The organism is Burkholderia sp. SJZ089 (genome assembly GCF_007828315.1).
GTDB lineage: Bacteria > Pseudomonadota > Gammaproteobacteria > Burkholderiales > Burkholderiaceae > Burkholderia > Burkholderia gladioli.
This window is the reverse complement of record NZ_VIUM01000001.1, coordinates 19,433-45,939: the sequence shown is the minus strand read 5'-3', so window position 1 is coordinate 45,939 and position 26,507 is coordinate 19,433. Positions and strand designations below refer to the sequence as shown.

General features: G+C 70.6%; 24 protein-coding genes. 19 read left to right on the top strand and 5 right to left on the bottom strand.

What is annotated here, in order from left to right; genetic code table 11:
- The first annotated feature begins 21 nt into the window (after positions 1 to 21).
- Genes FB600_RS00165 through FB600_RS00145 form a run of 5 tightly spaced genes read left to right on the top strand, consistent with a single transcriptional unit; the run spans position 22 to position 5,539 of the window.
- On the top strand, positions 22 to 477 hold the full coding sequence (locus FB600_RS00165; RefSeq protein WP_098182900.1) for a MarR family winged helix-turn-helix transcriptional regulator: 456 nt from the start codon (positions 22 to 24) through the stop codon (positions 475 to 477).
- A complete protein-coding gene (locus tag FB600_RS00160; protein ID WP_145756013.1) occupies positions 474 to 2,708 on the top strand; it encodes an FUSC family protein in 2,235 nt (744 codons plus the stop codon). Before FB600_RS00165 ends, FB600_RS00160 begins: the two co-directional genes overlap by 4 nt.
- Positions 2,709 to 2,741: 33 nt before the next feature.
- Complete coding sequence (locus FB600_RS00155) at positions 2,742 to 2,954, top strand: DUF1656 domain-containing protein (protein ID WP_013690214.1); 213 nt, start codon at positions 2,742 to 2,744, stop codon at positions 2,952 to 2,954.
- A gap of 21 nt (positions 2,955 to 2,975) precedes the next feature.
- Positions 2,976 to 4,010, top strand: coding sequence for an HlyD family secretion protein (locus tag FB600_RS00150; RefSeq protein ID WP_145756012.1), 1,035 nt, complete (start codon positions 2,976 to 2,978; stop codon positions 4,008 to 4,010).
- Positions 4,007 to 5,539 (top strand): efflux transporter outer membrane subunit, encoded by a 1,533-nt coding sequence (locus FB600_RS00145; RefSeq protein ID WP_145756011.1) that lies wholly within the window; start codon positions 4,007 to 4,009, stop codon positions 5,537 to 5,539. Before FB600_RS00150 ends, FB600_RS00145 begins: the two co-directional genes overlap by 4 nt.
- Positions 5,540 to 5,714: 175 nt before the next feature.
- Here the strand turns inward: FB600_RS00145 and FB600_RS00140 are convergent, their stop codons facing one another.
- Entirely contained in the window at positions 5,715 to 7,001 is a 1,287-nt protein-coding gene (locus tag FB600_RS00140) for a YbfB/YjiJ family MFS transporter (protein ID WP_145756010.1), read from the bottom strand.
- Between the two features lie 194 nt (positions 7,002 to 7,195).
- Here FB600_RS00140 and FB600_RS00135 point away from each other — a divergent pair, with 194 nt between their 5' ends.
- From FB600_RS00135 to FB600_RS00120, 4 genes are all read left to right on the top strand, one after another.
- Positions 7,196 to 7,798, top strand: a complete 603-nt coding sequence (locus FB600_RS00135; protein ID WP_096751072.1) for a TetR/AcrR family transcriptional regulator — start codon at positions 7,196 to 7,198, stop codon at positions 7,796 to 7,798.
- Positions 7,799 to 8,023: 225 nt separating this feature from the next.
- A complete protein-coding gene (locus tag FB600_RS00130; RefSeq protein WP_277426037.1) occupies positions 8,024 to 9,109 on the top strand; it encodes a helix-turn-helix transcriptional regulator in 1,086 nt (361 codons plus the stop codon).
- A gap of 158 nt (positions 9,110 to 9,267) precedes the next feature.
- Positions 9,268 to 9,990: a fumarylacetoacetate hydrolase family protein gene (locus FB600_RS00125; protein ID WP_096751070.1), complete on the top strand. Its 723-nt coding sequence runs from the start codon at positions 9,268 to 9,270 to the stop codon at positions 9,988 to 9,990.
- A gap of 265 nt (positions 9,991 to 10,255) precedes the next feature.
- Positions 10,256 to 11,125 carry a CPBP family intramembrane glutamic endopeptidase gene (locus FB600_RS00120; RefSeq protein WP_096751069.1) on the top strand — a complete coding sequence of 290 codons (870 nt, stop codon included), beginning with the start codon at positions 10,256 to 10,258 and terminating at the stop codon, positions 11,123 to 11,125.
- A 120-nt stretch (positions 11,126 to 11,245) separates the two neighbouring features.
- Here the strand turns inward: FB600_RS00120 and FB600_RS00115 are convergent, their stop codons facing one another.
- A complete protein-coding gene (locus FB600_RS00115) occupies positions 11,246 to 11,914 on the bottom strand; it encodes a MarC family protein (protein WP_025100406.1) in 669 nt (222 codons plus the stop codon).
- Positions 11,915 to 12,228: 314 nt separating this feature from the next.
- Here FB600_RS00115 and FB600_RS00110 point away from each other — a divergent pair, with 314 nt between their 5' ends.
- The 3 genes from FB600_RS00110 to FB600_RS00100 all read left to right on the top strand — a co-directional run bounded on the left by FB600_RS00110 (position 12,229) and on the right by FB600_RS00100 (position 13,970).
- Positions 12,229 to 12,435: a type II toxin-antitoxin system RelE/ParE family toxin gene (locus FB600_RS00110; RefSeq protein WP_409995208.1), complete on the top strand. Its 207-nt coding sequence runs from the start codon at positions 12,229 to 12,231 to the stop codon at positions 12,433 to 12,435.
- Between the two features lie 18 nt (positions 12,436 to 12,453).
- Positions 12,454 to 12,777, top strand: a complete 324-nt coding sequence (locus tag FB600_RS00105) for a HigA family addiction module antitoxin (protein WP_029951048.1) — start codon at positions 12,454 to 12,456, stop codon at positions 12,775 to 12,777.
- A gap of 107 nt (positions 12,778 to 12,884) precedes the next feature.
- Positions 12,885 to 13,970 carry a calcium:proton antiporter gene (locus FB600_RS00100; RefSeq protein WP_036056417.1) on the top strand — a complete coding sequence of 362 codons (1,086 nt, stop codon included), beginning with the start codon at positions 12,885 to 12,887 and terminating at the stop codon, positions 13,968 to 13,970.
- A 42-nt stretch (positions 13,971 to 14,012) separates the two neighbouring features.
- Here the strand turns inward: FB600_RS00100 and FB600_RS00095 are convergent, their stop codons facing one another.
- Complete coding sequence (locus tag FB600_RS00095) at positions 14,013 to 14,969, bottom strand: LysR family transcriptional regulator (RefSeq protein WP_013690202.1); 957 nt, start codon at positions 14,967 to 14,969, stop codon at positions 14,013 to 14,015.
- A gap of 394 nt (positions 14,970 to 15,363) precedes the next feature.
- On the opposite strand from FB600_RS00095, the gene FB600_RS00090 reads away from it, so the two are divergent.
- From FB600_RS00090 to FB600_RS00075, 4 genes are all read left to right on the top strand, one after another.
- Positions 15,364 to 16,542, top strand: a complete 1,179-nt coding sequence (locus tag FB600_RS00090) for an HPP family protein (RefSeq protein ID WP_098152253.1) — start codon at positions 15,364 to 15,366, stop codon at positions 16,540 to 16,542.
- A gap of 107 nt (positions 16,543 to 16,649) precedes the next feature.
- Positions 16,650 to 17,063 carry a MarR family winged helix-turn-helix transcriptional regulator gene (locus tag FB600_RS00085; protein WP_013690200.1) on the top strand — a complete coding sequence of 138 codons (414 nt, stop codon included), beginning with the start codon at positions 16,650 to 16,652 and terminating at the stop codon, positions 17,061 to 17,063.
- A gap of 25 nt (positions 17,064 to 17,088) precedes the next feature.
- On the top strand, positions 17,089 to 18,876 hold the full coding sequence (locus FB600_RS00080) for a chloride channel protein (protein ID WP_098152250.1): 1,788 nt from the start codon (positions 17,089 to 17,091) through the stop codon (positions 18,874 to 18,876).
- A gap of 513 nt (positions 18,877 to 19,389) precedes the next feature.
- A complete protein-coding gene (locus tag FB600_RS00075) occupies positions 19,390 to 19,740 on the top strand; it encodes a hypothetical protein (protein WP_013690198.1) in 351 nt (116 codons plus the stop codon).
- A 142-nt stretch (positions 19,741 to 19,882) separates the two neighbouring features.
- On the opposite strand, the gene FB600_RS00070 is transcribed toward FB600_RS00075, so the two are convergent.
- Positions 19,883 to 20,806, bottom strand: a complete 924-nt coding sequence (locus tag FB600_RS00070; protein WP_013690197.1) for a LysR substrate-binding domain-containing protein — start codon at positions 20,804 to 20,806, stop codon at positions 19,883 to 19,885.
- A gap of 198 nt (positions 20,807 to 21,004) precedes the next feature.
- On the opposite strand from FB600_RS00070, the gene FB600_RS00065 reads away from it, so the two are divergent.
- The 3 genes from FB600_RS00065 (at position 21,005) to FB600_RS00055 (ending at position 25,150) form a co-directional block, all read left to right on the top strand.
- On the top strand, positions 21,005 to 22,186 hold the full coding sequence (locus tag FB600_RS00065) for a M20 aminoacylase family protein (RefSeq protein WP_145756009.1): 1,182 nt from the start codon (positions 21,005 to 21,007) through the stop codon (positions 22,184 to 22,186).
- Positions 22,187 to 22,348: 162 nt separating this feature from the next.
- Complete coding sequence (locus tag FB600_RS00060; RefSeq protein ID WP_098182892.1) at positions 22,349 to 23,674, top strand: MFS transporter; 1,326 nt, start codon at positions 22,349 to 22,351, stop codon at positions 23,672 to 23,674.
- 174 nt (positions 23,675 to 23,848) lie between these two features.
- Entirely contained in the window at positions 23,849 to 25,150 is a 1,302-nt protein-coding gene (locus tag FB600_RS00055; RefSeq protein ID WP_096751062.1) for a UDP-N-acetylglucosamine 1-carboxyvinyltransferase, read from the top strand.
- A gap of 111 nt (positions 25,151 to 25,261) precedes the next feature.
- Here the strand turns inward: FB600_RS00055 and FB600_RS00050 are convergent, their stop codons facing one another.
- Positions 25,262 to 26,371, bottom strand: a complete 1,110-nt coding sequence (locus FB600_RS00050) for a porin (protein ID WP_096751061.1) — start codon at positions 26,369 to 26,371, stop codon at positions 25,262 to 25,264.
- Positions 26,372 to 26,507: the final 136 nt, after the last annotated feature.

Genomic DNA, 26,507 nt, shown 5'->3' with positions numbered 1-26,507 from the left:
AATTCCGATATCATCCGCCGGATGTCGAATCTCCATGCCCTGCGCCTGGCCGTCAGCAGCACCCTGGTCACCGCCGCCCGCAAGTGGCGCCGGACCAGCGACTCGCTGCTCACCGCCTACAACGTGTCCGAGGCCTGCGCCACGCCGCTGCTGATCGCCGGCCGGCTGGGCGAGGCGGTCCGCCAGGTCACGCTCGCCGAGCACGTCGGCATCGAGGGGCCCTCGCTGGTGCGGCTGCTCGACCAGCTCTGCGCGGCGGGCCTGGCGCGCCGCGACGAGGACCCGGCCGATCGCCGCGCCAAGACCGTCACGCTCACCGAGGAGGGCCGCGCCGTCACGGCGAAGATGGAGGAAGACCTGCGCGTGCTGCGTTCGCGCGTGCTGAAGTCGGTCAGTCGCGCCGATCTCGAGGCCACGCTGCGAGTCCTGAACGCCTTCAACGACTCGGGCGATGCCGGTGATCGGGGCACGCCATGACCTACCCGAGCCTGCGCGACTGGCTGTTCTCGGGCAAGACCTTCGCCGCCTCGATGCTGGCGCTCTACCTCGGCCTTTATTTCCAACTGCCACGCCCCTACTGGGCGATGGCCAGCGTCTACATCGTCTCGAATCCCTTCGTCGGCGCGACCCGCTCGAAGGCGCTCTACCGCGCGCTGGGCACCGCGCTCGGCGCCTCGGCCGCGATCCTGCTGGTGCCGCCCTTCGTCGAGACGCCCTTCCTGTTCAGCGTGATCGTGGCGCTGTGGACCGGCACCCTGCTCTACCTGGCGATGTCGGACCGCACCGCGCGCAGCTACGTGTTCCTGCTGGCCGGCTACACCATGCCCTTGATCGCGCTGCCCACCGTCACCGATCCGACCACGGTGTTCGACGTGGCGATCGCGCGCACCGAGGAGATCATCCTGGGGATCGTCTGCGCCAGCGTGGTGGGCAGCGCGATCCTGCCGAACCGGCTCGCGCCGACCCTGATCGAGCGCGCCGACGGCTGGTTCCGCGACGCCGCCTTCTACGGCCGCGAGACGCTCTCGGGCCACCTGGCCGGCAAGGCGCTGTCGGCCTGCCGGCAACGGCTGGCCGCCACCCTCAACGCGCTGGAATTCCTGCTCAGCCAGCTCGGCTACGATCACGCCCATCCGCGCGTGCTGGCCCGCGCCGAGGCCCTGCACGGCCGCATGCAATTGTTCATGCCGCTGATGTCGGCGCTCGCCGATCCGCTGGTCGCGCTGATGCGCGAGCTCGAGACACTACCGGCCGAGCTGGCATCGCTGCTGGCCGACGCGGCGCGCTGGTTCGACGCGCCGCTGCCGGCGCCGGCCGATGCCACGGGCGCGATCGCCGACCCGGTGGCGGACCGGCTGCGCGAGCGCATCGCCGCGCTGCAGCCGACCGGCGACGCGATGATGAGCTGGGACGGTGCGCTGCTGTCGAACGCGCTGTGGCGGCTGCGCCAGGTGGTGGACGTGTGGCAGGACTGCCGCTCGCTGCGCGCGCTGATCGACAACGAGGCCGGCATATGGCAGCCGCGCTACCGCCATTGGCGGCTCGGCGGCACCGAGCGCTTCTACGATCGCGGCATGATGCTGTTCTCCACGCTGACGGCGGCCGGGGCGATCGTGCTCGCCTGCTGGCTGTGGATCTCCTCGGGCTGGAACGACGGCGCCGGGGCGGTCACGCTGGCGGCGGTGGCCTGCTGCTTCTTCGCCGCGCTCGACGAGCCCGCGCCCCTGGTGTTCCGCTTCTTCCTCTCGACCTGCGCGAGCGTGGTGTTCGCCGGGCTCTACCTGTTCGTGGTGCTGCCGCACGTGCATGATTTCGTGATGCTGGTGCTGATCTTCGCCGGGCCCTTCATCCTGATCGGCACGCTGATCCCGCGCCCTCAGTTCAATCTCGTGACGATGCTGGTGGCCGTCAACACCGCCACCTTCATCAGCATCCAGGACGCCTACTCGGCCGACTTCCTGGTGTTCCTGAACAGCAATATCGCCGGTGTCGCCGGGCTGCTCTATGCCTTCGTCTGGACCCGCGCCACGCGCCCGTTCGGCGCCGAGCTCGCGGCGCGCCGGCTGCTGCGCTCGAGCTGGGAGGACGTCGCCAAGTCCGCCTCGCGCCAGCCGATCGCCGACCAGCGCAACCATGCCTCGCGCATGCTCGACCGCGTCACGCAATTGCTGCCGCGCCTGTCTGCGTCCGACGATCACCGCCATCCCTCGATCGAGACCTTCCGCGACCTGCGCGTCGCGCTCAACGCGCTCGACCTGCACCGCTCGCTGCGCCGCCTCGACGGCGACGTGCCCGAGGCGATCGACCGGGTGCTGGCCGGCGTGAACGCGCACTACACCGCCTGCGCCGAATCCAACGCACGCCAGCCGGCCTCGCCGGCCCTGCTCGAATCGATCGACGACGCGCTCGACGCGGTCGCGATCCGCCACCTGGTCGGCGCCACGCAGCAGGGCACGCCGCCGCGCGGCGAGCGCGCCCCGGGTGACGCGCAAGCCGGCGGCCCCGCCGCACCGGCAACGCCTGCCGCTCCGATTGCGCCCGACGCAGCGGCCTCGCCTGCCGCGTCCCGCGCCGCGCGCCCCGCCGCCGCGCTGCAGCGCGGGCTGCGCGACGCGCTGCATGCGCTGGTCGGCCTGCGCCTGTCGCTCAATCCCGCGCTGATGCAGGCGCTGCCGCCCGCCGCCGCGCCCGGCGCCCCGCGCACCTGATCCCGACGACACCATGCCCATTTCCTCGCGACCATGATCGGCGAATTCGACATCTTCGGCGTGTTCGTGCCGGCACCGCTGGTGCTGATGCTGATCGCCTACCTGATCAACATCGCGGTGCGCGCGCTGCTCACGCGCACCGGCATCTACCGCTTCGTCTGGCATCGCTCGATCTTCGACCTCGGCATCTACGTGTTCGTGCTGGCCGGCGTCGTGATCGCCTCCCATCATTTCGTGGCTACCTGACAACACCAGGAACCCAATAACGTGAACGCGAAAAGAACCTGGTTTTCGGCGGGGCAGATCCTGCTGACCCTGATCGTGGTGGTCGTCGCCGGCCTCGTGCTGTGGCGCATCATCAACTACTACATGTTCTCGCCCTGGACCCGCGACGGCCACGTGCGCGCCGACGTGATCCAGGTCGCGCCCGACGTGTCGGGGCTGATCACCGAGGTGCGGGTGGTCGACAACCAGGCCGTCTCGCAGGGCCAGGTGCTGTTCGTGATCGACCGGGCGCGCTACACGCTCGCGCTGCGCCTGGCCCAGGCGACGCTCGAGCAGCGCGCGGCGACGCTGGCCCAGGCGCGGCGCGAATACGCGCGCAATCTCAAGCTCGGCAACCTGGTGGCCAGCGAGCAGCTCGAGGAAAGCCGCACCCGCGTCGACCAGGGCGAGGCCGCGCTGGCCGACGCGCAGGTCAATGTCGATACCGCCAGGCTGAACCTGCAGCGCACCGCCATCGTCAGCCCGGTGGACGGCTACCTGAACGACCGCGCGCCGCGCGTGGGCGAATATGTGTCGGCCGGCCGCGCCGTACTGTCGGTGGTCGACCAGCATTCGTTCCGTGTCGACGGCTATTTCGAGGAAACCAAGCTGCACGGCATCCATATCGGCCAGCCGGTGGACATCAGCGTGATGGGCGAGCCGCGGCCGCTGCGCGGCCATGTGCAGAGCATCGTGGCGGCCATCGAGGATCGCGACCGCACCCAGAGCGCGAACCTGCTGCCCAACGTCAACCCGGCCTTCAGCTGGGTGCGGCTGGCGCAGCGGATTCCGGTGCGCGTCGCGCTCGACGAGGTGCCCGACGATTTCCGCATGATCGCGGGCCGCACCGCCACGGTGGCGATACGCGCGCCCGATGCGCGCGACCCGCGCAAGGCGCCTGGCGCGGCGCGGCCAGCCAGCGGCGCTGAGCCGGCTTCGGCTTCCAGCGCCCCTGGCACGCCCGGCTCCAGCGCCGCCATCAACACCCTTTCGCCGGCCGAGGCGACGGCGGCTCCCGCCAGCGGGGCCTCGCGATGAGCGGCCCGCGATCGCGCCGGCGCGCCGCGCTCGCGCCGCTGGCCGCCGCCGCGTTGACGGTGGCGCTGGGTGCCTGCAGCACGGTCGGCCCGAACTACCGCTTGCCGAAACAGGCCCTGGTCAACGCGCCGCTGGCGAACGCGCCGCTCGACGGCGCCGACGACGGCAGCTCGCTGGTCTCGCACGGCGCGGTGCCGGCCAACTGGTGGCGGCTCTACGACGATCCGGTGCTCGACGGCCTGGTGCAGCTGGCCCTGCAGTCCAATACCGACCTGCGCGTGGCGGCCGCCAACCTGGCCCGCTCGCGCGCCGCGCTCGACGTGGCCGACGCCCAGGGCGGCTTCTCCGGCGGTTTAGCGGGCGGCGCGCAGCGCGCCCAGGAATCGGCCGAGCAATACCTGCTGACCGAGAAGCTGCCGGTGGTGAACGAAGGCGCCTTCAATATCAACGTGTCCTACGAGTTCGACCTGTTCGGCAAGCTCAAGCGCGGCGTCGAGGCGGCGCGGGGCGATACCGACGCGGTCAAGGCCGCCGGCGACCTGGCCCGCATCACGGTGGTGGCCGACGTGGTGCGCGCCTATGTCGAATCCTGCTCGGCGGCCGAGGAACTCGAGATCGCGAAGCAGTCGCTGGCGCTGCAGCAGCAGCGCGTGTCGCTGTCGCGCCGGCTGCGCGACGCGGGCCGCGGCAGCCAGACCGAGGTGACCACCGGCACCACCCAGGTGCGCACGCTGGCGGCCGACATCCCGCGTTTCGAGGGCCGCCGCAAGGTCGCGCAATACCAGCTCGCGGCCCTGCTCGCGCGCGCGCCGGCCGAACTGCCGCCTGCCGCCCTGGCCTGCCAGCGGCTGCCCCGGCTGAGCCAGCCGATCCCGGTCGGCGACGGCACCGCGCTGCTGCGGCGGCGCCCCGACGTGCGCGAGGCCGAGCGCAAGCTGGCCGCCTCGACGGCGCGCGTGGGCGTGGCGATCGGCGACATGTATCCGAGCGTCAGCTTCGGCGCCTCGGTCGGCACCACCGGGATCTTCGGCGACCTGTTCTCGCCGACCACCAACCGCTGGTCGTTCGGCCCGCTGATCAGCTGGACCTTTCCCGCCAACGGCCAGCGGGCCCGCGTGCGCGAGGCCGAGGCCGCCACCGGCGGCGCGCTGGCCCAGTTCGACGGCGTGGTGCTGAACGCGCTGCGCGAGACCCAGAGCAGCCTGGCCACCTATGCCGCCGATACGCAGCGCGCCGACGCGCTGCGCACCGCGTATCAATCGGCGCGCGACTCGGCCGACGAAACGCATCGCCTCTATGCGGCGGGGCGCGAGTCCTTCATTTCGGACCTGGATGCCACGCGAACGCTGACCAGCGTGCATGCGCAGGTGGCCGCGGCCGAGGGCCAGGTGGCGGCGGATCAGGTGCGCCTGTTCCTGGCGCTGGGCGGCGGCTGGGATGGCGAGACGGGGGCGGGCGCCGAAGGCGGCGCGAGCGGCACGTCGGTGCCCGCCGCGGCGCCGGTGCCGGCCTCGGCCGCCGCGCGCTGATTCCGAGGCAAGACGGCGGCACGGCTTGCGCCGCCGCCTTGCCGCCGGGGTATCGAGTCACCACTGAAGAATCGCCACGCGGCATCGCGCGTGGCGATGCGGCTCGAAAATCCACCCTCTTCGCGGCGCCGCTGCCATCTCGCGCTATCGACGGCAAGCCGCGCCGCCATGACGATCACCTCGCGGCGCGCAAGGCGGCCTGGCTCAACGCACCGTCTCGACCTGCGGCCCGGCGGGCGCGACGGATCGCGCAATCGACCAGGAACCCGATCGCCAGCGCCGCCGCGCCGATCGCGAACAGCAACGCGTGCCGGCCGCCGCTCAGGCTGAAGATCGCCGAATAGGCATAACCGCAAAGCGCCTGCGAGGCCGCGAACACGGTGGTCGCCCGGCTCCACATCGCATGTTGCCGCGCATGCCGGTCGGGCAGCGTCTGGTGCACGCGGGCCAGCATCAGCGGCACGATGCCGGGCGGGAAGCTGCCGATCACGATCGTCAGCAGGCCCACCGCCACCAGCTTGGTCGACAGCGCGAGCGCCGCGACCACCAGCGCCTGCACCAGCATCACCGCGCGCATCGAGCGCGTGGGCCCGAACCGGTCGGCGAGAAAACCATACAGCGGCGGCCCGGCGATCGCGCCCACCCCGTACAGGATCCAGAACAGCGCGCCGAGATGGGCGCCCGCGCCCAGGCCGCGCGCCACGAAATCCACCAGGAACACCATCGCCGGCACCAGCCCGAGCGCCATCAGCCCGTATTCGACGTAGAGCAGCAGCACGGTGCGCGGCGTGTCCGCCGGTAGCGGCGGCAGCGCGGCCTGCGCACCGGCATCGCCGCCGGCCGCACCCGCCGCCGTCGCGGCCACGCCCGTGCCCGGCCAGCAGAACCAGCTCGCCGCGCTGAGCAGCGCCGAGAACAGCGCCAGGCCGAGCCAGGTATCGCGCAGCCCGAAGCCGAGCAGCAGCGGCACCAGCGTGCCCGAGCCGGCGATGCCGAGCCCCAGCCCGAGGAACACCGCCCCGCTCGCGGTGCCCTTGCGCGCGGCCGGCACGTGCGGCAGCACGGTGGCCGCCACCAGCACCATGATCGCGCCGCCGGCGATGCCCGAGGCGAGCCGCCAGACGAAGAACCAGGCTTCGGAAACCGGGAACGCGCAGGCGGCGAAGGCCAGCGTGACCAGCAGCATCATCGCGCGCAGCACCGCGCGGTTCGAGAAGCGCCGCGCCAGCGGCCGCCCGGCCAGCGCGCCGAGCAGGTAGCCGGCGAGATTGGCGGCGCCGAGGAACACCACGTCGGTGGCGGCGAACCAATGCGCCTCGATCAGCGACGGCAGCAGCGGCGTATAGGCGAAACGCGCCAGGCCGATGCCGACCAGGCTCGCGCACAAACCCGCGAAGATGGCTCGCCAGATGGCGGCGGCGCCGGGCGCGGCCTGGGCGCCGGCCAAGGATGGGGTGGACATGAGGCAAGGACTCCTGTGACGCCGCGCGAGATTCGCGCCGGCGCATGACGGAAAACGACCGGGGAAAGCATGGATGCCGGCTTATTCTTGACATCGATGTCAAGTTCGACACTCTAGTCAAACTTGACAGTGCCGTCAAAGATTTGTTTAATGGCGCCCGACAGTCGTTTCAAGCAGGAATCGGGAGGACCACCATGGCCGGCGTAAGACAGTTCGACGAAGGCGAGATGCTCGACAAGGCGCTCGCCCTGTTCTGGAAGAAGGGCTATGCGGATACCTCGATGCAGGAACTGGCGGCCGCCACCGGCGTGCAGCGCGGCTCGCTCTACAACGCCTACCAGGACAAGGAAACGCTGTTCCTGCGCGTGTTCGAGGTCTATGCGGCACGCTTCCTGGAAGGCGCGCGCCGCACGCTCGAGGCGCCGCGCCTCGACCAGGCGCTCGAGGCCTTCTTCGCCTACGTGATCGCCTCGATGACCACCGGCACGCCCACCCGCGGCTGCCTGTCGACCAAGACCGCGGTGGCCGGCGATCGCATCGACGAGCCGATCCGGCAGGCGCTGGCGGCCATGCTGGACCGTTTCGAGGCGGTGCTGGCGGCGCGCCTGGCGCGGCCCGACCCGGAGCTGGAGCCGAGCGTGCCCGCGAAGGAAGCGGCGGCGCTGATCATCACCTTCACGCGCGGCATCGTCGTGATCGAGCGCGTCTACCAGGAGCCGCGGCGCCTGCATGACAATGCGCGCACGCTGGTGGCGATGCTGCTGCGCCCGCGTCGAGCCGCAGCGGCGCCGGCCTGAAACGTGGCCTGGAACGTGGTTTGGAAAGCGGGCCGCGACGCCGCCCGGAACAGCGGCCGGACATCGGCGGGAACCGCTCCCGCCCGGCGCGGTTCGGCCCGGCATGGCCGCCGCGCGTAACGGAAGTGTCACGCGCGACGCCCAACCGCTGTACCATCGCGGCTCGAACCGCACCACCCAGCATCATCCGCCATGCCAGCCAATTCGCAGCCGCGCACCTATGCCATGCCCGAGCGCAGCGACCGCCTCGACTTCTACATCCGGGACCAGACCACCCGGCAGCCGATCACCGAGCCGCATCGCCACGCCTATTTCCAGATCCAGTTCAACCTAGGCGGCGACACGCAGCAACGCATCGGCGGCGTCACGCGCCCGTTCCCGCGCGGCGCGCTGGCCTTCATCCTGCCGTTTCGCGAGCACCTGATCCCGCATCCGCCGGGCGCGCACTTCATCGTCATCAACTTCTCGCAGCAGTTCCTGCGCAGCGATCTCGACGTCGATCCGCTCGACCTCGACGACGTGCCGGTGCAGCGCGTACCGGAACTCGCGCCGTTCCGCTTCCAGGAGCGGCTCGACTACATCCTGACCGGCGACGCCTTCGAGGACGCGCGCCGGCTCGCGCAGCGCATGCTCGACGTGAACCGGGAACGCAGCTTCGGCTCGGTGACCCTGCTGCGCGGCTACCTGCTGCAGTTGATCGGCCTGGTCAGCACCCAGTACGCGGGCGCGCTCGGCAAGCTGGCGCAGAGCCACGGCGCTCAGAAGGCCGGCCGGCGCGACGCGCTGGCCCGCGTGATGCGCCACATCCGCGCCAACCTGACCAGCGGCGAGCTGACGCTGACCGGCACCGCCGAGGCCGCCTTCCTGTCGCCGAACTACCTGGCCCACCTGATCCGCAAGGAAACCGGCAGCACCTTCACCGAGCTGGTGACAGAGCGGCGCATCGCGCTCGCGCAGTCGCTGCTCGCGCATACCACGCGGCGCATCGCCGATATCGCGCACGACGTCGGGTTTCGCGACGAGGGGTATTTCTCGCGGCGCTTCCGCGCCTGCGTGGGGATGTCGCCGAAGGACTATCGCGAGGCCAACGGCGAGGATGCCGAGGCGCGCGCGGCGGGCTTGGCGGCCGCCGAGGCCGAGGCCGGCGCGGGTGCCGCGGCGGGTTCGGAGCGCGAAACCGAAGTCGATGCCGATGCAGAAACCGGCGCCGCGGCGGCCGGCATCGATGCAAACGCCCCTGCCGGCGACTCGCGCGCCGCCGGCACCGAAACCAAGGCCGCAAACACATCCGACGCCCCCAGCGGCGCCTGAACCCGCGATCGGCCCGCCCCGGCGCGCCGGCCGCGCGAAACGTAGATTTGTCCAGAATCTCGACAGCTTCGTCGCATCGCGCCCGCCGGCGGCTTGTTATCGTTGCATCGTGCCGCGAGCCGCGGCCCCCGCCAACCGTCCAAGCCAGGAGTTACGCCATGAGCGCCCATTCCGCCGACTACGTCGTCACGCCGCCGGCCCCCGTTTCCGTCGCGGTCGCCGATTCGTCCGCCCGCTTCCCGCTGCGCCGCGTGTTCTGCGTCGGCCGCAACTACGCGGAGCATGCCCGCGAAATGGGCGCCGATCCGAGCCGCGAGCCGCCGTTCTTCTTCGGCAAGCCCGCCGACGCGGTGGTGCCCGCCGAAGGCACGATCCCCTACCCGACGCTGACCTCCGAGCTGCACCACGAGATCGAACTGGTGATCGCGATCGGCCGGGGCGGCAGCCGGATCGCGGCGGCCGACGCGCTCGACCACGTGTGGGGCTACGGCGTGGGCGTCGACCTGACGCGTCGCGACCTGCAGGCCGAGGCCAAGAAGCTGGGCCGCCCCTGGGACTGGGCCAAGGGTTTCGACGCCTCGGGCCCGGTCACGCCGCTGCATCCGGCCGCCAAGCTCGGCCATCCGCAAAACGGCCGGATCTGGCTGACCGTCAACGGCCAAGCGCGCCAGCAAGGCGACCTGGCCGACATGATCTGGCCGGTGCCCGATATCGTCGCCTACGTGTCGCAGGCCATCGAGCTGAAGGCGGGCGACCTGATCTTCACCGGCACGCCGGCCGGCGTGGGCGCGCTGCAACCGGGCGACCGCGTCGCGGGCGGCGTCGACGGCGTGGCCTCGTTCGAGTTCACGATCGGCGCGAAACCCGAATCGGCGTCCTGAAAACCGAGCCCCGGCGGACCCGCGCGGCGAGTCCGCCGCAGCGCCGGCGCCTTCCCGACGACGGCGGGCCCGCGGCGGCGGCCTGTCGGGGCTCGCCCGCCATGCCGGCCGCTCGGACCGCATTGACCCGCATGGCCCATGCCTCGATCGACAGGCCGCGACGGCTTCGCGCCCTGCCGGCCGCCGTCCTCGCTACATTTCCTCGACGCGGAAACCGCCCGACGCAGGCTATGATGAGCGCCCGTTTGGCTCATCCTTCCCCGAAATGTCCGATTTCCCGACGACGATGCTGCTGCCCTGGGCAGCGATCTTCGCCGCCGCGCTGCTCGCGTGGTGTCCCCGGCTCCGAGTCGCGAGCCTGATCCTGGCCCTGGTCGGCTATGGCGCGGCCTTCGCGCTGGGCCAGCTCGCGCCGATCGCGCTGGCGCCGCTGGCCGGTCTCGCGCTCGCCGCCTGGGCGATCGCCGGCACGCGCGCCTGGCCGCTGCGCATCGCCGGCGGCGTGCTGTTCACGGTGCTGGGCTACGCCCTGTCGCAACACTGGCTGCCCGGCTTCCACAACCTGCGCGTGATCCACGCGCTGCGCATCACGCCGGACGCGGTGCCGTTCACCATGTACCTGAACGCCGACAAGGCGCTGGTCGGGCTCTGGCTGCTGTGGGTGCTGCCCTCGGCGGTGCGCGCCGCGCGCTGGAGCAAGGCGGTGCCGATCGGCGCGGGCGCGGCCGCGGGCACCGCGCTGGTCTGCCTGGCGGTCGCGCTGACGGCCGGCGCGGTGGGTTTCGCGCCGAAATGGCCAGCGTTCGGCTGGCTCTGGCTGGTCAACAACCTGTTGATCGTGGCGTTGGCCGAGGAGGCCTTCTACCGCGGCTGGGTGCAGCGCGGCCTGGAAATCGCGCTGGCGCGCGTGGGCGGCGGGCAATGGCTGGCGGTGCTGGTCGCCTCGCTGCTGTTCGCGGCCACCCACGCCTCGGGCGGCATCGCGCTGATCGGCTTCGCGGCGCTGGCCGGCATCGGCTACGGCCTGGCCTACCGCTTCGGCGGCCTGCGCGCGGCCTGGCTCGCCCACGCGGGCTTCGACCTGATCCACTTCGCGCTGTTCACCTACCCGCTGCGCGCCGCCACCGGTGCCTGACGCATCAACCCGGCGCCCGCCCGCGCGGCGCGGCGCCGTCATCCTCCGCGGCTCGATTCCGAGCCCCGGCGCACGCCGCGCGTCCATCCGACCGCGAGCGCGCCGCCCTTCCAGGAAGACTTACTTGATCTGGTCGGCCAGCGGCTGCAGGAAGGCCGAGAAGCCGGTCAGCATGATCTGCACGCCGACGCACAACAGCAGGAAGGCCGACACGCGCTGCGCGACCTTGGTGCCCTCGGTGCCGAGATAGCGGGCCAGCACCTCGGCGCGACTGTAGGTCTGCCAGATCACCAGCGCGACCAGCGCCGACACGGCCACCGAGACGATGCTCGAGAGCAGGAATTCCGAGAGCTTGTGGGTGCGATTGGCGTTCAGCGCGATCGCGGTGGCAATCGAGCCGGGGCCGACCGTGAGCGGAATCGTCAGCGGGAAGAAGGCGCGCGCCATCACGTTGCGCGGGTCGATCGGCTTGACGGCCGCGTCGCCGCCCGGCACGTCGGGCGCGTTCAGCATCTGCCAGCCCGACACGGCCACCGCGAAACCGCCGCCGATGCGCAGCGCCTCCATCGAGATCCCGAAGAAATGCAGCACCGGCGTGCCGAGGAAGAAGGCCACCAGCAGCACGATGAAGGCGTTGATCGCCACCTTGCGCGCGAGCACGGCGCGCTGCCGCTCGGTGAGCGAATCGGTGCGCTCGAGGAACAGGAAGGCGATGCCGAAGGGGTTGATGATGCCCATCAGGCCGGTAAAGCCGAACAGGATCTCGGAAATCAGGCGGTCAATGATCATCGGTCGGAAGGATCAAGGGATCGTGCGAAAGCGGGATGCGGATCGAGCCTCGGGGCCGCTCGCGAAGGCGGCCGAATCCCGGGCCGGCGCCATTGTAGTGCAGCGCCGCGCGCCCGCGCTGGCCATTTGGACGAATGGGCCGCGGCGAGCGCGGGGTTCACGGTCGAGGGGGCTCGCGGGCAAATCCGCACATCTGCGCGGATTGGGTCGCGTATTACTTTACACGTTATACCCACTCCATTATGATCCAGTCATTCTGATGCAAGCGCACCGCCGCGCTGTTCGCCGGCGAATCGCCGCCGGCCTGGCGTGCCGTGGCACAAGTGGCCCGGCGCAAGCTGGCCATGCTCGATGCGGCCCAGGCGCTGCGCGACCTGGCCGTGCCGCCCGGCAACCAGCTCGAAGGCCTGTTCGGCGATCGCGCGGGGCAATACAGCATCCGGATCAACGAGCGCTGGCGCCTCTGTTTCGTCCGGAGCGGCCGGGGGCCCGAGCTCGTCGAGATCGTCGATTACCACTGATTCAGCCGCGAGGTCCGCATGAATGCCAAGAGTGTGAAGCCCGTCAACGCGATGCCCGCCATCCACCCCGGCGAAATCCTGCGCGAGGAGTTCCTGGTGCCGCTCGCGCTCAGCGTCAACGCGCTGTCGCTGGCGCTGATGGTGCCGGCCACCCGCATGCACGAGATCGTCAACGAGCGGCGCGGCATCACCGCCGACACGGCCTACCGCCTGTCGCGCTACTTCGGCACCACGCCGGAGTTCTGGCTGGCCCTGCAGGCCGACTACGACATCAAGACCCTGCCGAACCGCGACGAGATCGACCGCAAGGTCGATGCGCGCCCCAACGGCGCGGCGGCCTGAGCCGGCGCCGGCCGCTCCATTGGTCGCATCCGGGTATCGCGGGGCCGGAACACCGGCCCGCGCCTGTTAGAATTTCCCCCGCCTCCACCCCGACCCAAGGATCCCCGATGCCGCACTCCTCGAATGCCCTGCCTCGCTGGACCCTCTGGGCGCCTATCGCCGCGTGGCTGATCCTCGGCCTGTCGCGCTTCATTCCCGGCGAGAGTTTCGCGATCGCGCTGATCGCGGTGGCGCTGGCCGGCTCGGTGTTCGCGGCCGTCCACCATGCCGAGGTGGTCGCGCACCGCGTCGGCGAGCCGTTCGGCACCCTGGTGCTGGCGGTGGCCGTGACCATCATCGAGGTCGCGCTGATCGTCTCGGTGATGCTGTCCTCCGGCCCCGAGAAGGCCGGCCTCGCGCGCGACACGGTGTTCGCGGCGGTGATGATCGTCTGCAACGGGATCGTCGGCCTGTGCCTGCTGGTCGGCGGCTGGAAGCACGGCGAGCAGGATTTCCAGGGGCGCGGCGCCAACAAGGCGCTGGCCGTGCTGGCCTCGCTGTCGGTGCTCTCGCTGGTGATGCCGAACTACCTGAGCGCGGCGCCCGGCCCGCAGTTCTCCACTTCCCAGCTCGCCTTCGCGGGCGTCTCCTCGCTGGTGCTCTATGGCATGTTCGTGTTCGTGCAGACAGTGCGCCACCGCGACTATTTCCTGGTGCCCGACACGGCCGACGAATCGGTCCACGCGGTGCCGCCGAGCAGCAGGACCGCGCTGACCAGCCTGGGCTTCCTGTTCATCAGCCTGGTGGCCGTGGTGCTGCTCGCCAAGCTGCTGTCGCCGGCGGTCGAGCGCGGCGTGGCGCAACTGGGCGCGCCCGAGGCCACGGTCGGCATCGTGATCGCCGCGCTGGTGCTGTTGCCCGAAGGGCTGGCAGCGGTCGGCGCGGCCGGCGCGAACCGGCTGCAGACCAGCCTCAACCTGGCACTGGGCTCCGCGCTCGCCAGCATCGGCCTGACCATCCCCACCGTGGCCGCCGTGTTCGTCTGGACCGGCCAGCCGCTGACGCTCGGCGTCGGCCCGATGGAAACCGCCCTGCTCGCGCTCACGCTGCTGGTCAGCACGCTCACGCTCGGCACCGGCCGCACCACGGTGCTGCAGGGCGTGGTCCACCTGTCGCTGTTCGCGGCCTATCTGTTCCTGTCGATCACGCACTGAACCCGCAAGCGGCGGCGCGGCGTTCCCGCGCCGCCGCGTTCCTCAGGCGCCCGTCGCGACGGGGCTGGCCAGGCGCTCCAGTTCGACCAGGTCGTGGGCGAGCGCCGGCGTCAGGGTGGTGCGCAGGTGGTCGAGAAAGGTCCGCGTCTTGGCGTCGAGGTAGCGACGCGAGGCGTAGACGGCATATACGTGGATGGTGTGCAGCCGGTAGTTCGGCAGCACGCGCACCAGGCGCCCCGAGCGCAGGTCGTCGATTGCCGTGTACAGCGCGATCGAGCCGATCCCTCGTCCCGAACGCAGCGCCACCGCCAGCGCATCCGGCACGTTCACCTGGAACGGCGAGGGCGGCAGGTCGAAATGCTGCTCCTCGCCGTCGTTGCGCTCCAGCCGCCACTCGCCGCCCGGCGAGGACGGCGTGTCGAGCCGCAGGCACACATGCTTGCGCAGGTCGTCGGGCGTCTTCGGCGTGCCGTGGCGTGCCAGGTAATCGCGCGAGGCCACCAGCACGCTGCAACTCTCCCCGCAGGTCTGCGCCACGTATCCCGAATCCGGCAGTTGCGCGGCGGTCACGATCGACACGTCGTAGCCTTCCTCGACCAGGTTCGGCATGCGCTGCGCGAGCGTCAGGTCCACCGATACCTCGGGATTGTCGTCCTGGTAGCGGACCACCGCCGGTACCACGTGGCTCTGCCCCAGCCCCGTCATCGCGTGGATGCGCATCCTGCCGCTCGGCTTGAGCAGCGCGTTGCGCGCCTCGGCATTGGCGTGGTCGATCTCGGCGAGGATCGATTTCGAGCGCTCGAAATAGCGCTGCCCGCTTTCGGTCAGGCCGAGATGGCGCGTGGTCCGATGCAGCAGGCGCGTCTGAACGTGCGCCTCGAGATTCGAAACGGCGCGGGATACCTGCGCTGTGGTGGCGGCGATTTCCTTGGCGACGGCGGTGAAGCTGCCGGCCTCGACGACGCGCACGAACAGCCGCATGTTTTCGAGCATGTCCATGGGGGGATCAGGGAAACGAGGGATCGAGCAAAGCCGCGACGGCCGAGGCCGCGCGGCACGTCCGGCGATGGCTCGACCTCGGCCGGTGAAGCAGGCTGGGGATCGGGATCGCGGGCGGCATGTTTATGGAATTTGATCTGAAACAATCGAAGTTGGCGCGAATTGTACGCCTGAGCAGGTGAAATCGTGCGCGGGTTCATCACGATTTCATTGTGTTCAGCTAGGCGACAGGACCGTGCCGAGTGCGTCGGCCATCGTCACGATACGCACCATCATGGCCGTATGGTGCCTCGAATCGGCACATATCCGCACCACAACCACCCGTCGCGCACCATGATAAATATCATATTGCGATATAATTCGCGGCTACCGATCGCCGCCCTTCGCCTGACTCATGCCACCCGCTTCCCTGCCGCCATCGCCGCCCTCACCGTCCCCGTCGTTCGCCGCCCGCCTGCGCGCCTGGTTGCTGGCTTTCGCGCCCTCGCCGGTCACGCTCGGCGCGCGCGAGCGGCTGCGCTCCTGCCTCGGCGCGCTGGTCGGGATCGCCTGCGTGGGCATCAGCATGCGCCTGCTGCCCGGTATCCCCGAGGCGGTGCCGCTGCTGGTCGCGCCGATGGGCGCCTCGGCCGTGCTGCTGTTCGCGGTGCCGGCCAGCCCGCTGGCGCAGCCGTGGTCGCTGATGGGCGGCAACCTGGTGGCGGCGACGGTCGGCGTGGCCTGCGCGCGCTGGATCGCGGACCCGGTGCTGGCCGCCTCGCTGGCGATCGCCCTCGCGATCGGCGCGATGCTGGCCTTGCGCTGCGTGCATCCGCCCTCGGGCGCGGTGGCCCTGACGGCGGTGGTCGGCGGCCCCTCGGTGCATGCGCTCGGCTTCGGCTTCGTGCTCGAGCCGATCGCCGTGCAATCGGCCGCGCTGCTGGCCGCTGCGCTGGTCTATCACGCGCTCACCGGCCATCGTTATCCGCATCGCGCGGCAGCCCCGCGTGATGCCCGGCGGCCATCGGCGCGCGGCTTCTCGCGCGAGGACCTGGAGGCGGTCCTGAAGCGTCGCACCGAATGGCTCGACGTCTCCACCGACGATCTCGACGCGCTGCTGCGCGAAACCGAGCTGCACGCCTACGCGCGCACCTTCGGCGCCATGAGCTGCGCCGACCTGGTGGCCCGGCCGGCGGCGAGCCTCGGCCCGGAAACCCGCGTGTCGAGCGCGCTCGCCATGTTCGATCGACACGGCACCGAGACGCTGCCGGTGGTCGACGCCGCGCGCCGGGTGCTCGGCATCGTCACCCGCGCGCGGCTGGCCCCGCTCGCCGCGGCCGCGAGCCCGGCATCCCGGCGCGATCCGGCCATCCTCGACGCGAAATGCGACCCGGCCATCCAGCAGGCGATCCTCACCGGCGTGCCGAGCATCCTCTCGACCGAGCCGGTCACCGACCTGGTGCCGCTGTTCGCCGAGGCCGGCGAGCCGGTGATCGTGGTGGTCGACGCCGCGGCGCGCCTGGTCGGGCTGGTCACGCAGGCCGACCTGATCTCGGCGCTGTACCGGCGCACCCAGGTCCTGCAGGCCGCCTGAGCGGCAAGCCGATCCTTCATATCGTGTTTCCCCGTTTCCAGCCCGGATTTCGGCCGCATATATCATGTCGTGATATATTCGCCGATTCTTTACTGACCAGAGCTTCGATGACCGATCCGAACCACGTCCTGCACAAGCGCGACTTCGAGCAGTTGTCCGAATTCCGCTACCAGATGCGCCGCTTCGAGCGCTTCTCCGAGCGCGCCGCGCAGAGCGAAGGCGTGACGCCGCTGCAATACCTGCTGCTGCTCCACATCAAGGGCTTCCCCGCGCGCGCCTGGGCGACCATCGGCGAGCTGGCCGAGCGGCTGCAGGCCCAGCATCACGGCGTGGTCGCGCTGGTGTCGCGTTGCGAGGCCGCCGGCCTGGTCGAGCGGCGCAGCAGCGCGAGCGACCGCCGCCAGGTCGAGGTCCATCTGCTGGAGGCCGGCGAAGCGGTGCTGACGCGGCTGGCCGCGCTGCACCGCGCCGAGCTGAAATCCCTGCGCGGCGCCTTCCAGGTACCGCGGATCGACTACTGATCACCCCTTTCTTCTCCTGCCCGCCATGCACCTCGCCGCCCCGCACAAGCGCGATTTCGCGCCGAATGCCCGCCTGCCCCGCATCGCCCTGCTCGCGGCCGTGATCGGCGTGACCAGCACGCTCGCGGCCGTGGTGCTGCTGAACCTGATACACCTGTTCACCAACCTGTTCTTCTTCGGCCACTGGTCCTTCGCCGACCGCTCGCCGGCCGGCAATACGCTCGGCGCCTGGGTGATCGCGGTGCCGGTGGCGGGTGGCCTGATGGTCGGCCTGATCGCGCGCTTCGGCTCGGAGAAGATCCGCGGACACGGCATCCCCGAGGCGATCGAGGCGATCCTGTTCGGCAAGAGCCGCATGTCGCCGAAGGTGGCCGTGCTCAAGCCGCTGTCCTCGGGGATCGTGATCGGCAGCGGCGGGCCGTTCGGCGCCGAAGGCCCGATCATCATGACCGGCGGCGCGCTTGGCTCGCTGATCGCGCAATGCTTCAAGCTCACCGCGGCCGAGCGCAAGACGCTGCTGGTGGCCGGCGCCGCGGCCGGCATGACCGCCGTGTTCGGCACTCCGGTGGCGGCCGTGCTGCTGGCCGTCGAGCTGCTGCTGTTCGAATGGCGCCCGCGCAGCTTCCTGCCGGTGGCGCTGGCCTGCGCCGTGGCCGGCTTCGCGCGCGCGCTCTGCTTCGGCGGCGAACCGCTGTTCCCGCTCGTCACCGCCGCGCCGTCCACCTCGGCGCTCGGCGTCTGCCTGCTGGCGGGCCTGTTGTCCGGCGCGCTGGCCAGCGGCCTGTCGGCCGCGCTCTATCGCACCGAGGACGCGTTCGGCAAGCTGCCGCTGCACTGGATGTGGTGGCCCGCGCTGGGCGGCATCGTGGTCGGCGTCGGCGGCTGGCTGGAGCCGCGCGCGCTGGGCGTCGGCTACGACGTGATCGGCGATCTGCTGCACGGCCACCTGGCCTTGCAGGTGGTGGCCGCGATCCTGGCGGTGAAGGCGGTGATCTGGGTGGTCGCGCTCGGCTCGGGCACCTCGGGCGGCGTGCTGGCGCCGCTGCTGATGCTCGGCGCCGGGCTCGGCACCCTGCTCGGCGCGGCGCTGCCCGGCACCGATCCGGCGCTGTGGCCGCTGGTGTGCATGGCCGCCACCTTGGGCGCCACGCTCGGCGCGCCGCTGACGGCCGTGGTGTTCGCCTTCGGCCTCACCCACGACGCCAACGCGCTGCTGCCGCTCCTGGCCGCCACCCTGGTGGCGCACGGCTTCTCCGCGCTGGTGATGCGGCGCTCGATCATGACCGAGAAAATCGCGCGACGCGGTTATCACATCTACCGCGAATACGGCGTCGATCCGCTCGAACGCCACGACGTGGCCGAGGTGATGACGCGCGATGCCGCCGCGATCGATGCGCACGCAACGATCGCCGCGACGCGCCTGGCCCAGTTCGGCGCCGACCAGCGCCATCGCGCCTATCCGGTGCTGCGCGACGGCGTGCTGCTGGCCATGCTCGACCGCGCGCGGCTCGACGCGCTGGACGCCGCCCATGGCGGGCAAGCCACGCTCGAGGCCGCGCTGCGCGGCGTCTCGCCCGGCGCCTGCGCGCAGCCGAACGAAACCTGCCGGCTGGTGGCCACGCGGCTGGCCGTGCACGGGCTCGAGCGGCTGCCGGTGCTCGACGATCCGGTTTCGCGGCGCCTGCTCGGCATCGTCTCGCGCAGCGACCTGGTCAAGCCGGCCCTGCGCCATTTCGACGAGGAGCACAAGCGCGAGCGCTTCCATGCGATGCGCCCGATGCGCCCCGCGCGCCGCGCCGCACGGGCGCGATGAACGGCGCGCGAGCGGCCTGGCCGGGCACGCGACGCGCCGCGCGAAAATCCCGTCCGGCCCCGAGCACGAAGCGTCACAATCGACGTGATGGATTTAAATGTGCTTAACAATCCTCCCTGCGTTTTTTTGCGATCATGCAGTCAAACGCGACGGGGCCACCGTTCAGCACCGACACTACGCCAGCGATCCCAGAACCGCGGCGTAGGCTGACGGCCACCTCGCTTCCCTCGATCGATCGCGCCGGCGCAGCCGCTGCCGAGCCGATCGTCACCGCCGGTTCGACGCAGCATCCCCACCGGCCCTCCATGCCACTTCGCAAGACCAGCGACCAGGGCACCCCGTTTTCCGAAACACCTGGAAACGTCTCGTCACGTTTCGGCAAGCAACTTAACAAACTGTTGCGCAATCGACCGGAACATGATGGGAAACTGGCGATCTGACACTTTCGTAGTCCCTGCCGACATCGACGTACAAGATGCCCGGCATGTCCCAACGACCGAACAAGGAGAGAACATGAAGAAACTGCTGCCGCTCATCGCCCTGACCGTCGCCGCTTCCGCCTTTGCGCAACAGCAACCGCAATGGACCATCCAGAACGTCGGTCAGAGCCAGAAGCCCGCGAACCAGGTGGCCGCCTGCATCGCCAAGACCTGGGCCGACAAGTCCCAGCAGCAAGTGATCTCGCAGGACGTGCTCGCCAACGACATGGCGATGGACGTCTACGTGCCGGGCCAGCAGCCGCCGAACGGCGCCGCCGCGATGGTGCGTCCGGCCCGCGTCTCGGGCGCCGCGACCTGGGTGGGCTTCCGCTCGGTGGGCGATGCCGCGAATCCGGCCGCCGCGGATCTCAGCACCTGCCTGTAAGCCGCATCGGCTTCGCCGGGCGCCGGGTGTTCCGGGGCGCCCGCGCCCGGCACTCGAAAACCTCGCTTCGGCGAGGTTTTTTGTTTTGGCGCGTAGCATCACGCGTGCCCGCCCCTCACATTCATGAGGATTCCGATCATTTTCACGATGCCGGCGCAGGCGGCGGGGCCAACCCGGCACGGCGCGCCGCATCGCGCAGGCAGTCGATCAGCATCGCGGCGGCCGGCGTGAGCGGCGTATCGCGCCGCCGCACCACCTGGATCGACAGCGCCGGAATCGTCTCGCGCACCGCCAACTCGACGAAACGCTCGCGCGCCAGCGGCGCATCGAGCAGTTGCACGGGCAGCGCGGCCACCAGGTCGGTGCCGGCCATCAGGGTCTGCGCGACACCGAAGCTCGGGCATTCGACGATCCGCGCCGGCACCGGCAGGCGGTTCGCGCTGAAGCAGTCGCAAAGCATCTGCGAGGAGCTTTCCGGAGAGGGATTGAGCAGCCACTCGGCCTCGACGAGCTGGGCCAGCGAGGTGGCGCCCGCCAGCGGATGGCCGCGGCGCGTGGCGATCGCCAGGCGGCTGGTGTAGAGGGTGTCGTGGTCGAACTCGGCGGCCAGCAGCTCGGGCACCACCACCGCCACCGCGAAATCGAGCGTGCCGTCGTGCAGCCTGGGCAGCGCCACGCCCGGGAAACCTTCCTGCAGGCTCACGCGCGTGAGCGGGAAGCGGCGCCGGAATGCCCGGTAGGCATCGGGCAGCAGGGACAGCGCCACCGCCGGCGTGATCGCGGCCGCCACCGAGCCATGGCTCGCGCCGAGCGCCTGCTCGATGTCCTCGCGGGCGCGCTGCATCTCGGCCACGATCAACCGCGCGCGCACCAGCAGGCGCTGGCCGAAGTCGGTCAACTGCACGCCGCGCGCGGTGCGCAGCACCAGCGAGACGCCCAGCGCCTGCTCCAGTTCCTTCAGCGATTTGGTCAGCGCGGCCGGCGACAGGTTCTGGCTGCGCGCGGCGGCGCGGATGCTGCCTTCGTCGGCCACCGAGAGGAAGGCCTTGAGCTGATGATATTTCATGGCGGGGAGGCGGGTCCGGCGGTTGGGCCGGCGCGTGTATCGAGGGTTTTCCCGAGGCAACCACGGGTTGTCATCGACGCAATTTATCAGCTTATGGTGAGCGACGGAAATCCCTATGCTTGAGCGCGATCGTTCGATATTTCGCCTGATCCGAGCCCGCCGCCGGACGGCTTCCAGGCGCTCACCCACGGAGTTTCCATGACCGCCACCGAGCCCATCCTCGCCGGCATCGCCGACCTCGCCCCCGAGTTCGTCGAGATCCGCCGCCGCATCCATGCCCATCCCGAACTCGCCTTCGAGGAAACCGGCACCAGCGAGCTGGTGGCCGGGCTGCTCGACCAATGGGGCTACGAGGTGCATCGCGGGATCGGCCGCACCGGGCTGGTTGGCGTGCTGCGGGCCGGTGACGGCCGGCGCACGCTGGGGCTGCGCGCCGACATGGACGCGCTGCCGATCCACGAAGCCACCGGCCTGCCCTACGCGAGCCGCCGCGCCGGCCAGATGCACGCCTGTGGTCACGACGGGCACACGGCGATGCTGCTCTGCGCGGCGCGCCACCTGGCCGCCACGCGGCGCTTCTCGGGCACCCTGAACCTGATCTTCCAGCCCGCCGAGGAAAATTTCGGCGGCGGCAAGGCGATGATGGACGACGGCCTGTTCGAGCGCTTTCCCTGCGACGCGATCTTCGCGCTCCACAACATGCCGGGCCGCGCGGCCGGCGAGATGGCGTTCCGCAGCGGCCCCGCGATGGCCTCCTGCGATCGCGTCACGATCCGCCTGAAGGGCGTGGGCGGCCACGGCGCGATGCCGCACATGGCGCGCGACCCGATGTCGGCGGCCGGCAGCCTGATGCTGGCCCTGCAGACCGTCGTCGCGCGCGAGATCGACGCGCAGCAGGCGGCCGTGATCACGGTCGGCAGCGTGCAGGCCGGCGAGACCTTCAACATCATTCCCGAGACCGTGGTGATGAAACTCTCGGTGCGCGCGCTCGACGCCGCCGTGCGCGCGCAGCTCGAAACGCGGATCGGCGAACTGGTGCGCGGCCACGCTGCCGCCTACGGGCTCGGCGTCGAGATCGACTACGACCGCGGCTACCCGGTGCTCGTCAACCACGAGGCGCCGACCGAATTCGCGGCGAGCATCGCGCGCGCGATGCTCGGCGAGGCGCGCGTCGAGATGGACGCGGCCCCGCTGATGGGCAGCGAGGATTTCGCCTACATGCTGGAGCAGCGCCCCGGCTGTTACGCGCTGCTCGGCAACGGTACCGGCAGCCATGGCGGCTGCATGGTCCACAACCCCGGCTACGACTTCAACGACGCGATCCTGCCGATCGGCGCGAGCTACTGGGTGCGCGTCGCCGAGGGCTGGCTGGTCGACTGAGCGAGCAAGGCGCGCGACGCCGCTTGCTCCCGCTTCGCCGCGGGATGACAGGCCGAGGCGCCGCGAGCCGTTTGCCTTGCGCGCCTGCTCCGCGGCTTCTCCAGTGCTGCTGCACTGCTTCTCCGTTCCTTCCCCCGCTTCCGTTCCCGCTCCGAGGTGCCGATGGAATCGCCCGCCGTCGAAGTCGCCCTGCCCGCCGCCCGCGCCTCGCGCCGCCAGGCCCGCCGCCTGATCGCGGCGGCCGCCGTCGGCAATGCGCTCGAGTTCTACGATTTCACCGTCTACAGCTATTTCGCGCTGCTGATCGGCCGGCTGTTCTTCCCGGTCGGCTCGGCCTTCGGCGAGTTGATGCTGGCGGTGGCCAGCTTCGGCGTGGGTTTCGTGACGCGCCCGCTGGGCGGCATCGTGATCGGCATCTACGCCGATCGGGCGGGCCGCCGCAGCGCGATGATCCTGACCTTGCTGCTGATGGCGCTGGGTACCGCGATGATCGCGGCGGCGCCCACCTACGCGCAGGCGGGCCTGGCCGCGCCGGTGATTCTGGTGCTCGCGCGCCTGCTGCAGGGCTTCGCCTCGGGCGGCGAGGTGGGCGCCTCCACCACGCTGCTGATCGAGCAGGCGCCGCCGCACCGGCGCGGCTTCTACGCCTCATTCCAGTTCTCCAGCCAGGGGCTGGCGGCGCTGGCCGGCGCGCTGACCGGCGCGGTGCTGAACGCGACGCTGAGCGCGCCGCAACTGGACAGCTGGGGCTGGCGCGTGCCCTTCGTGATCGGCACCCTGTTCGTACCGCTCGGCTACTGGCTGCGGCGCGGCATCGACGAGGCGCATCGGCCCGCCGCGAGCGGCAGCGGCAGCAGCGCCGGCGATGCTCCCGCGCCGCTGCCGCTGGCGGCGGTACTGCGCCGCCATCGCCGCGCGCTGTTCGCGGGCCTGGGCCTGACCATCGGCGGCACCGCCACGCACTACATCATCGTCTTCTACATGGCGATCTACGGCGTGCGCACGCTGCACCTGCCGGCCTGGATCGCCATGCTGGCCGGCTGCGTGGCCGGCATGGCGCTGATGCTGGTCTCGCCGCTGGGCGGCGCGCTGGCCGATCGCATCGGCCGCAAGCCGGTGGCGGGCTGGTCGCGCCTGGCGCTGACGCTGGCGATCTACCCGGCCTTCGTCGCGCTGAACCGCTGGCCCGGCGCCGCCTCGCTGCTCGGCGCCATCGCCGTGCTGAGCGTCGTGCATGCGCTCTATTGCGGCGCCACCGCGCCGATGCTCGGCGAGCTGTTCCCGCGCGCGGTGCGCGCCACCGGCGGGGCCCTGGTCTACAGCCTCGGCGTGGCGATCTTCGGCGGCTTCGCGCAGTTCATCGTGACCTGGCTGATCGCCGCCACCGGCGATCCGACCGCGCCGGCCTGGTACGCGATCGCCTGCGGCATGCTCAGCTTCGCCGCGCTCGCGAGCATCGAGGAACGTGCCGGCAAGCGGCTCGATTGAGGGGATGCGACGCAGCGCCGATCAGGTCGATCGGCGTCTTCCGCAAGGGGTCGGAACCGCAGGCCGGCCCGCGCCGCGCCCGGGGCCGCCGGGCAGCGATTGCGCGCGCCCCTGCGTCGAAACGATGGCATGATACGAACCTTGCGCCATCTCTCATTCCAAACGCGCCGAACCATGTCGAATCTGCTAGTCCACGGCGGCACCCCGCTTCGCGGGGAAATCACGCCGTCCGCCAACAAGAACGCCGTCCTCCCGATCCTCTGCTCGACCCTGCTGACCGACCAGCCGCTGAAGCTGATCGGCGTGCCCGACATCACCGACGTGCGCAAGATCCTCGACATCTTCCGCACGCTCGGCAGCGATGTGTCGATGGACTACACCACCGGCGTGCTCGACCTGCATCATCGCGCCACCCAGTTCGACCCGGCCGTGCACCGCCTGCCCGAGGAAATGCGCTCCTCGATCATGCTGGTGCCGCCGCTGCTGGCCCGCTTCGGCGTGGCGCGGCTCGAGAGCGACGTGACCGGCTGCACGCTCGGCGTGCGCGAGATCGACCCGCACGTGGAAGTGTTCGAGCGCTTCGGCGCGACGCTGGAGCAGACCTCCGATTCGCTGATCCTGCGCGTGGCCGGCCCGCTCCAGGCCAACGACCACTGGCTCGACTACGCCTCGGTCACCACCACCGAGAACTTCGTGCTGTGCGCGACCGCCGCCGGCGGCGTCTCGACGCTCGTGAATGCCGCCTCCGAGCCGCACGTGCAGGAGTTCTGCCGCTTCCTGACGATGCTCGGCGTGCCGATCGAGGGGATCGGCACCTCGCATATCCGGGTCCAGGGCGGCGGCAAACTGGGCGGCGGCGAGCACCGCTTCGCCGAGGATTTCCACGAGATCGCCACCTTCCTCGCGCTCGGCGCGATCACCGGCGGCGACATCGCGGTGCGCAACAGCGGCCCCGAGATGTTCCCGCTGATCGACCGCACCTTCGCCAAGCTCGGCGTGCAGGTCACGCACGAGAACGGCTGGTCGCGCGCGGTGCGCGACGGCGTGATGCGCGTGCGCAAGCCCTTCACGCAGAACATCCTGACCAAGATCGAGGCGGCGCCCTGGCCCTACCTGCCGGTCGACCTGCTGCCGATCTTCATCGCGCTCGGCGTGAAGGCCGAGGGCAGCGTGATGTTCTGGAACAAGGTCTATGACGGCGCGATGGGCTGGACCGGCGAGCTCTCGAAGTTCGGCGCGCACGTGTTCCAGTCCGACCCGCATCGCCTGATCACCTTCGGCGGCCTGCCGCTGTCGCCGGCCCGCGTCGAGAGCCCCTACATCATCCGCGTGGCGATCGCGCTGCTGATGGTGGCCGCCAGCATCGAGGGCCGCTCCGAGATCCTCAACGCCCAGCCGATCCGCCGCGCGCATCCGCACTTCGTCGAGAACCTGCGTTCGGTCGGCGCCAACGTGGAGTGGACCGCCGGCGACTGAAGCACGGCGCCGCGCCCAAAAACAATCAGCCCGGCATGGTCGACACCATGCCGGGCTGATTGGCATTCGCGCCGAGCGAACCGGCTCGAACCGAGCCGGCCGTCCCGCCGCTTAGAAGTTGTGCATGATGCCGACGTAGGCGCCGGTCTGCGATTCGCCCGTCAGCGGGTTGGTGCCGTTGGTGGCGTCGCGCGAGGAGGCGATCAGCGAGAAGTTCGAGTTGCCGCTGTTGCGCATGTAGGCCACCGTGCCGTACAGGAAGGTGCGCTTGGACAGGTTGTAGGTGGTGCCGAGCACGTACATGATCGCGTGGCCCGACGCGTCGTGCGTCGCGTCGCCGTTGCCGCTGCCGACCCGCACGTAGTAGCCGCCGCCCGTCACCGCCCAGGCCGGCGTGGCCGTGTAGGTCGCGCCCAGCCAGACGTGGTCGGCGCGGTCGGCCAGGCCCTGCGGCGTGTCCGGTGCCTGGTAGTGCGTGTAGGCGGCCTGGATCTTGAACTTCTGCACGTAGATGTTGGTGCCGACGAAGTATTCGCGCGAGGCGGTGAAGATGTTGTCCATCTTGCCGTTGTTGTTGCGCAGCTCGTCATAGATGCCGCGCACGTCGAACAGCGCCGAGTGATACGACAGCATGATGCCGTCCGAACGACCGAAGTCGTTGGCCGGGCCGGTGTTGAAGCTGGTCTGGTTGCCGAAGGCATACTGCCCCTGCACGTCGAAGCCGTTCCACACCGGGCTGTGATACTCGATGTTGTTGCTGGTCTGCTGCCAATTGCGGCCGCGCACCAGCGAGGCCGACGAGAACGCCTGCTGCACGAACGGATCGAATTCCCACACGCCGTCGCTGTCGATGAACAGGTTGCGACCGGCCTGCAGCGTGCCCCACTCGTTGTTCTTCAAGCCCACGTAGGCGCGGCGCGAGAACATCCGGCCGCCGCCGGTGGTGCCGTTCATCACCTGGAACGCGGTCTCGAGGTCGAAGATCGCGGTGTTGCCGCCGCCCAGGTCCTCGGTGCCCTTCAGGCCGAACATGCTGGTGCCCCAGTCGCCGCTCTCGGCGCTCCAGCGCGTCGCGCTGCCGGTGCGCGTCGCGTTCGCGACGTGGTTGAGGTACTCGACGCCGCCGTCGATACGGCCATAGAGCGTGACGCTCGATTGCGCGAAGGCCGCGGCCGGCACGGCCACGCTCAGCGCCGCGATGGTTTTGATTCGAAGTTTCATATCCCCTGCCTGTAGATCTCTCTCAGATTTGACTGGCACTTTCCGTGCGGCCCGCTTGTGGTTCGCGACCGGCAAGGAAGGTGCCCCGGGCCACGCATGGCGCGTGGCGCGAAACGGTTCGCGCACGCGCGGTTGT

Coding starts and splice junctions, on each gene's coding strand:
- FB600_RS00165 (WP_098182900.1), top strand. CDS start 22: ATGTCGAATCTCCATGCCCTGCGCCTGGCCGTCAGCAGCACCCTGGTC.
- FB600_RS00160 (WP_145756013.1), top strand. CDS start 474: ATGACCTACCCGAGCCTGCGCGACTGGCTGTTCTCGGGCAAGACCTTC.
- FB600_RS00155 (WP_013690214.1), top strand. CDS start 2,742: ATGATCGGCGAATTCGACATCTTCGGCGTGTTCGTGCCGGCACCGCTG.
- FB600_RS00145 (WP_145756011.1), top strand. CDS start 4,007: ATGAGCGGCCCGCGATCGCGCCGGCGCGCCGCGCTCGCGCCGCTGGCC.
- FB600_RS00140 (WP_145756010.1), bottom strand. CDS start 7,001: ATGTCCACCCCATCCTTGGCCGGCGCCCAGGCCGCGCCCGGCGCCGCC.
- FB600_RS00135 (WP_096751072.1), top strand. CDS start 7,196: ATGGCCGGCGTAAGACAGTTCGACGAAGGCGAGATGCTCGACAAGGCG.
- FB600_RS00130 (WP_277426037.1), top strand. CDS start 8,024: ATGCCCGAGCGCAGCGACCGCCTCGACTTCTACATCCGGGACCAGACC.
- FB600_RS00125 (WP_096751070.1), top strand. CDS start 9,268: ATGAGCGCCCATTCCGCCGACTACGTCGTCACGCCGCCGGCCCCCGTT.
- FB600_RS00120 (WP_096751069.1), top strand. CDS start 10,256: ATGTCCGATTTCCCGACGACGATGCTGCTGCCCTGGGCAGCGATCTTC.
- FB600_RS00115 (WP_025100406.1), bottom strand. CDS start 11,914: ATGATCATTGACCGCCTGATTTCCGAGATCCTGTTCGGCTTTACCGGC.
- FB600_RS00105 (WP_029951048.1), top strand. CDS start 12,454: ATGAATGCCAAGAGTGTGAAGCCCGTCAACGCGATGCCCGCCATCCAC.
- FB600_RS00100 (WP_036056417.1), top strand. CDS start 12,885: ATGCCGCACTCCTCGAATGCCCTGCCTCGCTGGACCCTCTGGGCGCCT.
- FB600_RS00095 (WP_013690202.1), bottom strand. CDS start 14,969: ATGGACATGCTCGAAAACATGCGGCTGTTCGTGCGCGTCGTCGAGGCC.
- FB600_RS00090 (WP_098152253.1), top strand. CDS start 15,364: ATGCCACCCGCTTCCCTGCCGCCATCGCCGCCCTCACCGTCCCCGTCG.
- FB600_RS00085 (WP_013690200.1), top strand. CDS start 16,650: ATGACCGATCCGAACCACGTCCTGCACAAGCGCGACTTCGAGCAGTTG.
- FB600_RS00080 (WP_098152250.1), top strand. CDS start 17,089: ATGCACCTCGCCGCCCCGCACAAGCGCGATTTCGCGCCGAATGCCCGC.
- FB600_RS00075 (WP_013690198.1), top strand. CDS start 19,390: ATGAAGAAACTGCTGCCGCTCATCGCCCTGACCGTCGCCGCTTCCGCC.
- FB600_RS00070 (WP_013690197.1), bottom strand. CDS start 20,806: ATGAAATATCATCAGCTCAAGGCCTTCCTCTCGGTGGCCGACGAAGGC.
- FB600_RS00065 (WP_145756009.1), top strand. CDS start 21,005: ATGACCGCCACCGAGCCCATCCTCGCCGGCATCGCCGACCTCGCCCCC.
- FB600_RS00060 (WP_098182892.1), top strand. CDS start 22,349: ATGGAATCGCCCGCCGTCGAAGTCGCCCTGCCCGCCGCCCGCGCCTCG.
- FB600_RS00055 (WP_096751062.1), top strand. CDS start 23,849: ATGTCGAATCTGCTAGTCCACGGCGGCACCCCGCTTCGCGGGGAAATC.
- FB600_RS00050 (WP_096751061.1), bottom strand. CDS start 26,371: ATGAAACTTCGAATCAAAACCATCGCGGCGCTGAGCGTGGCCGTGCCG.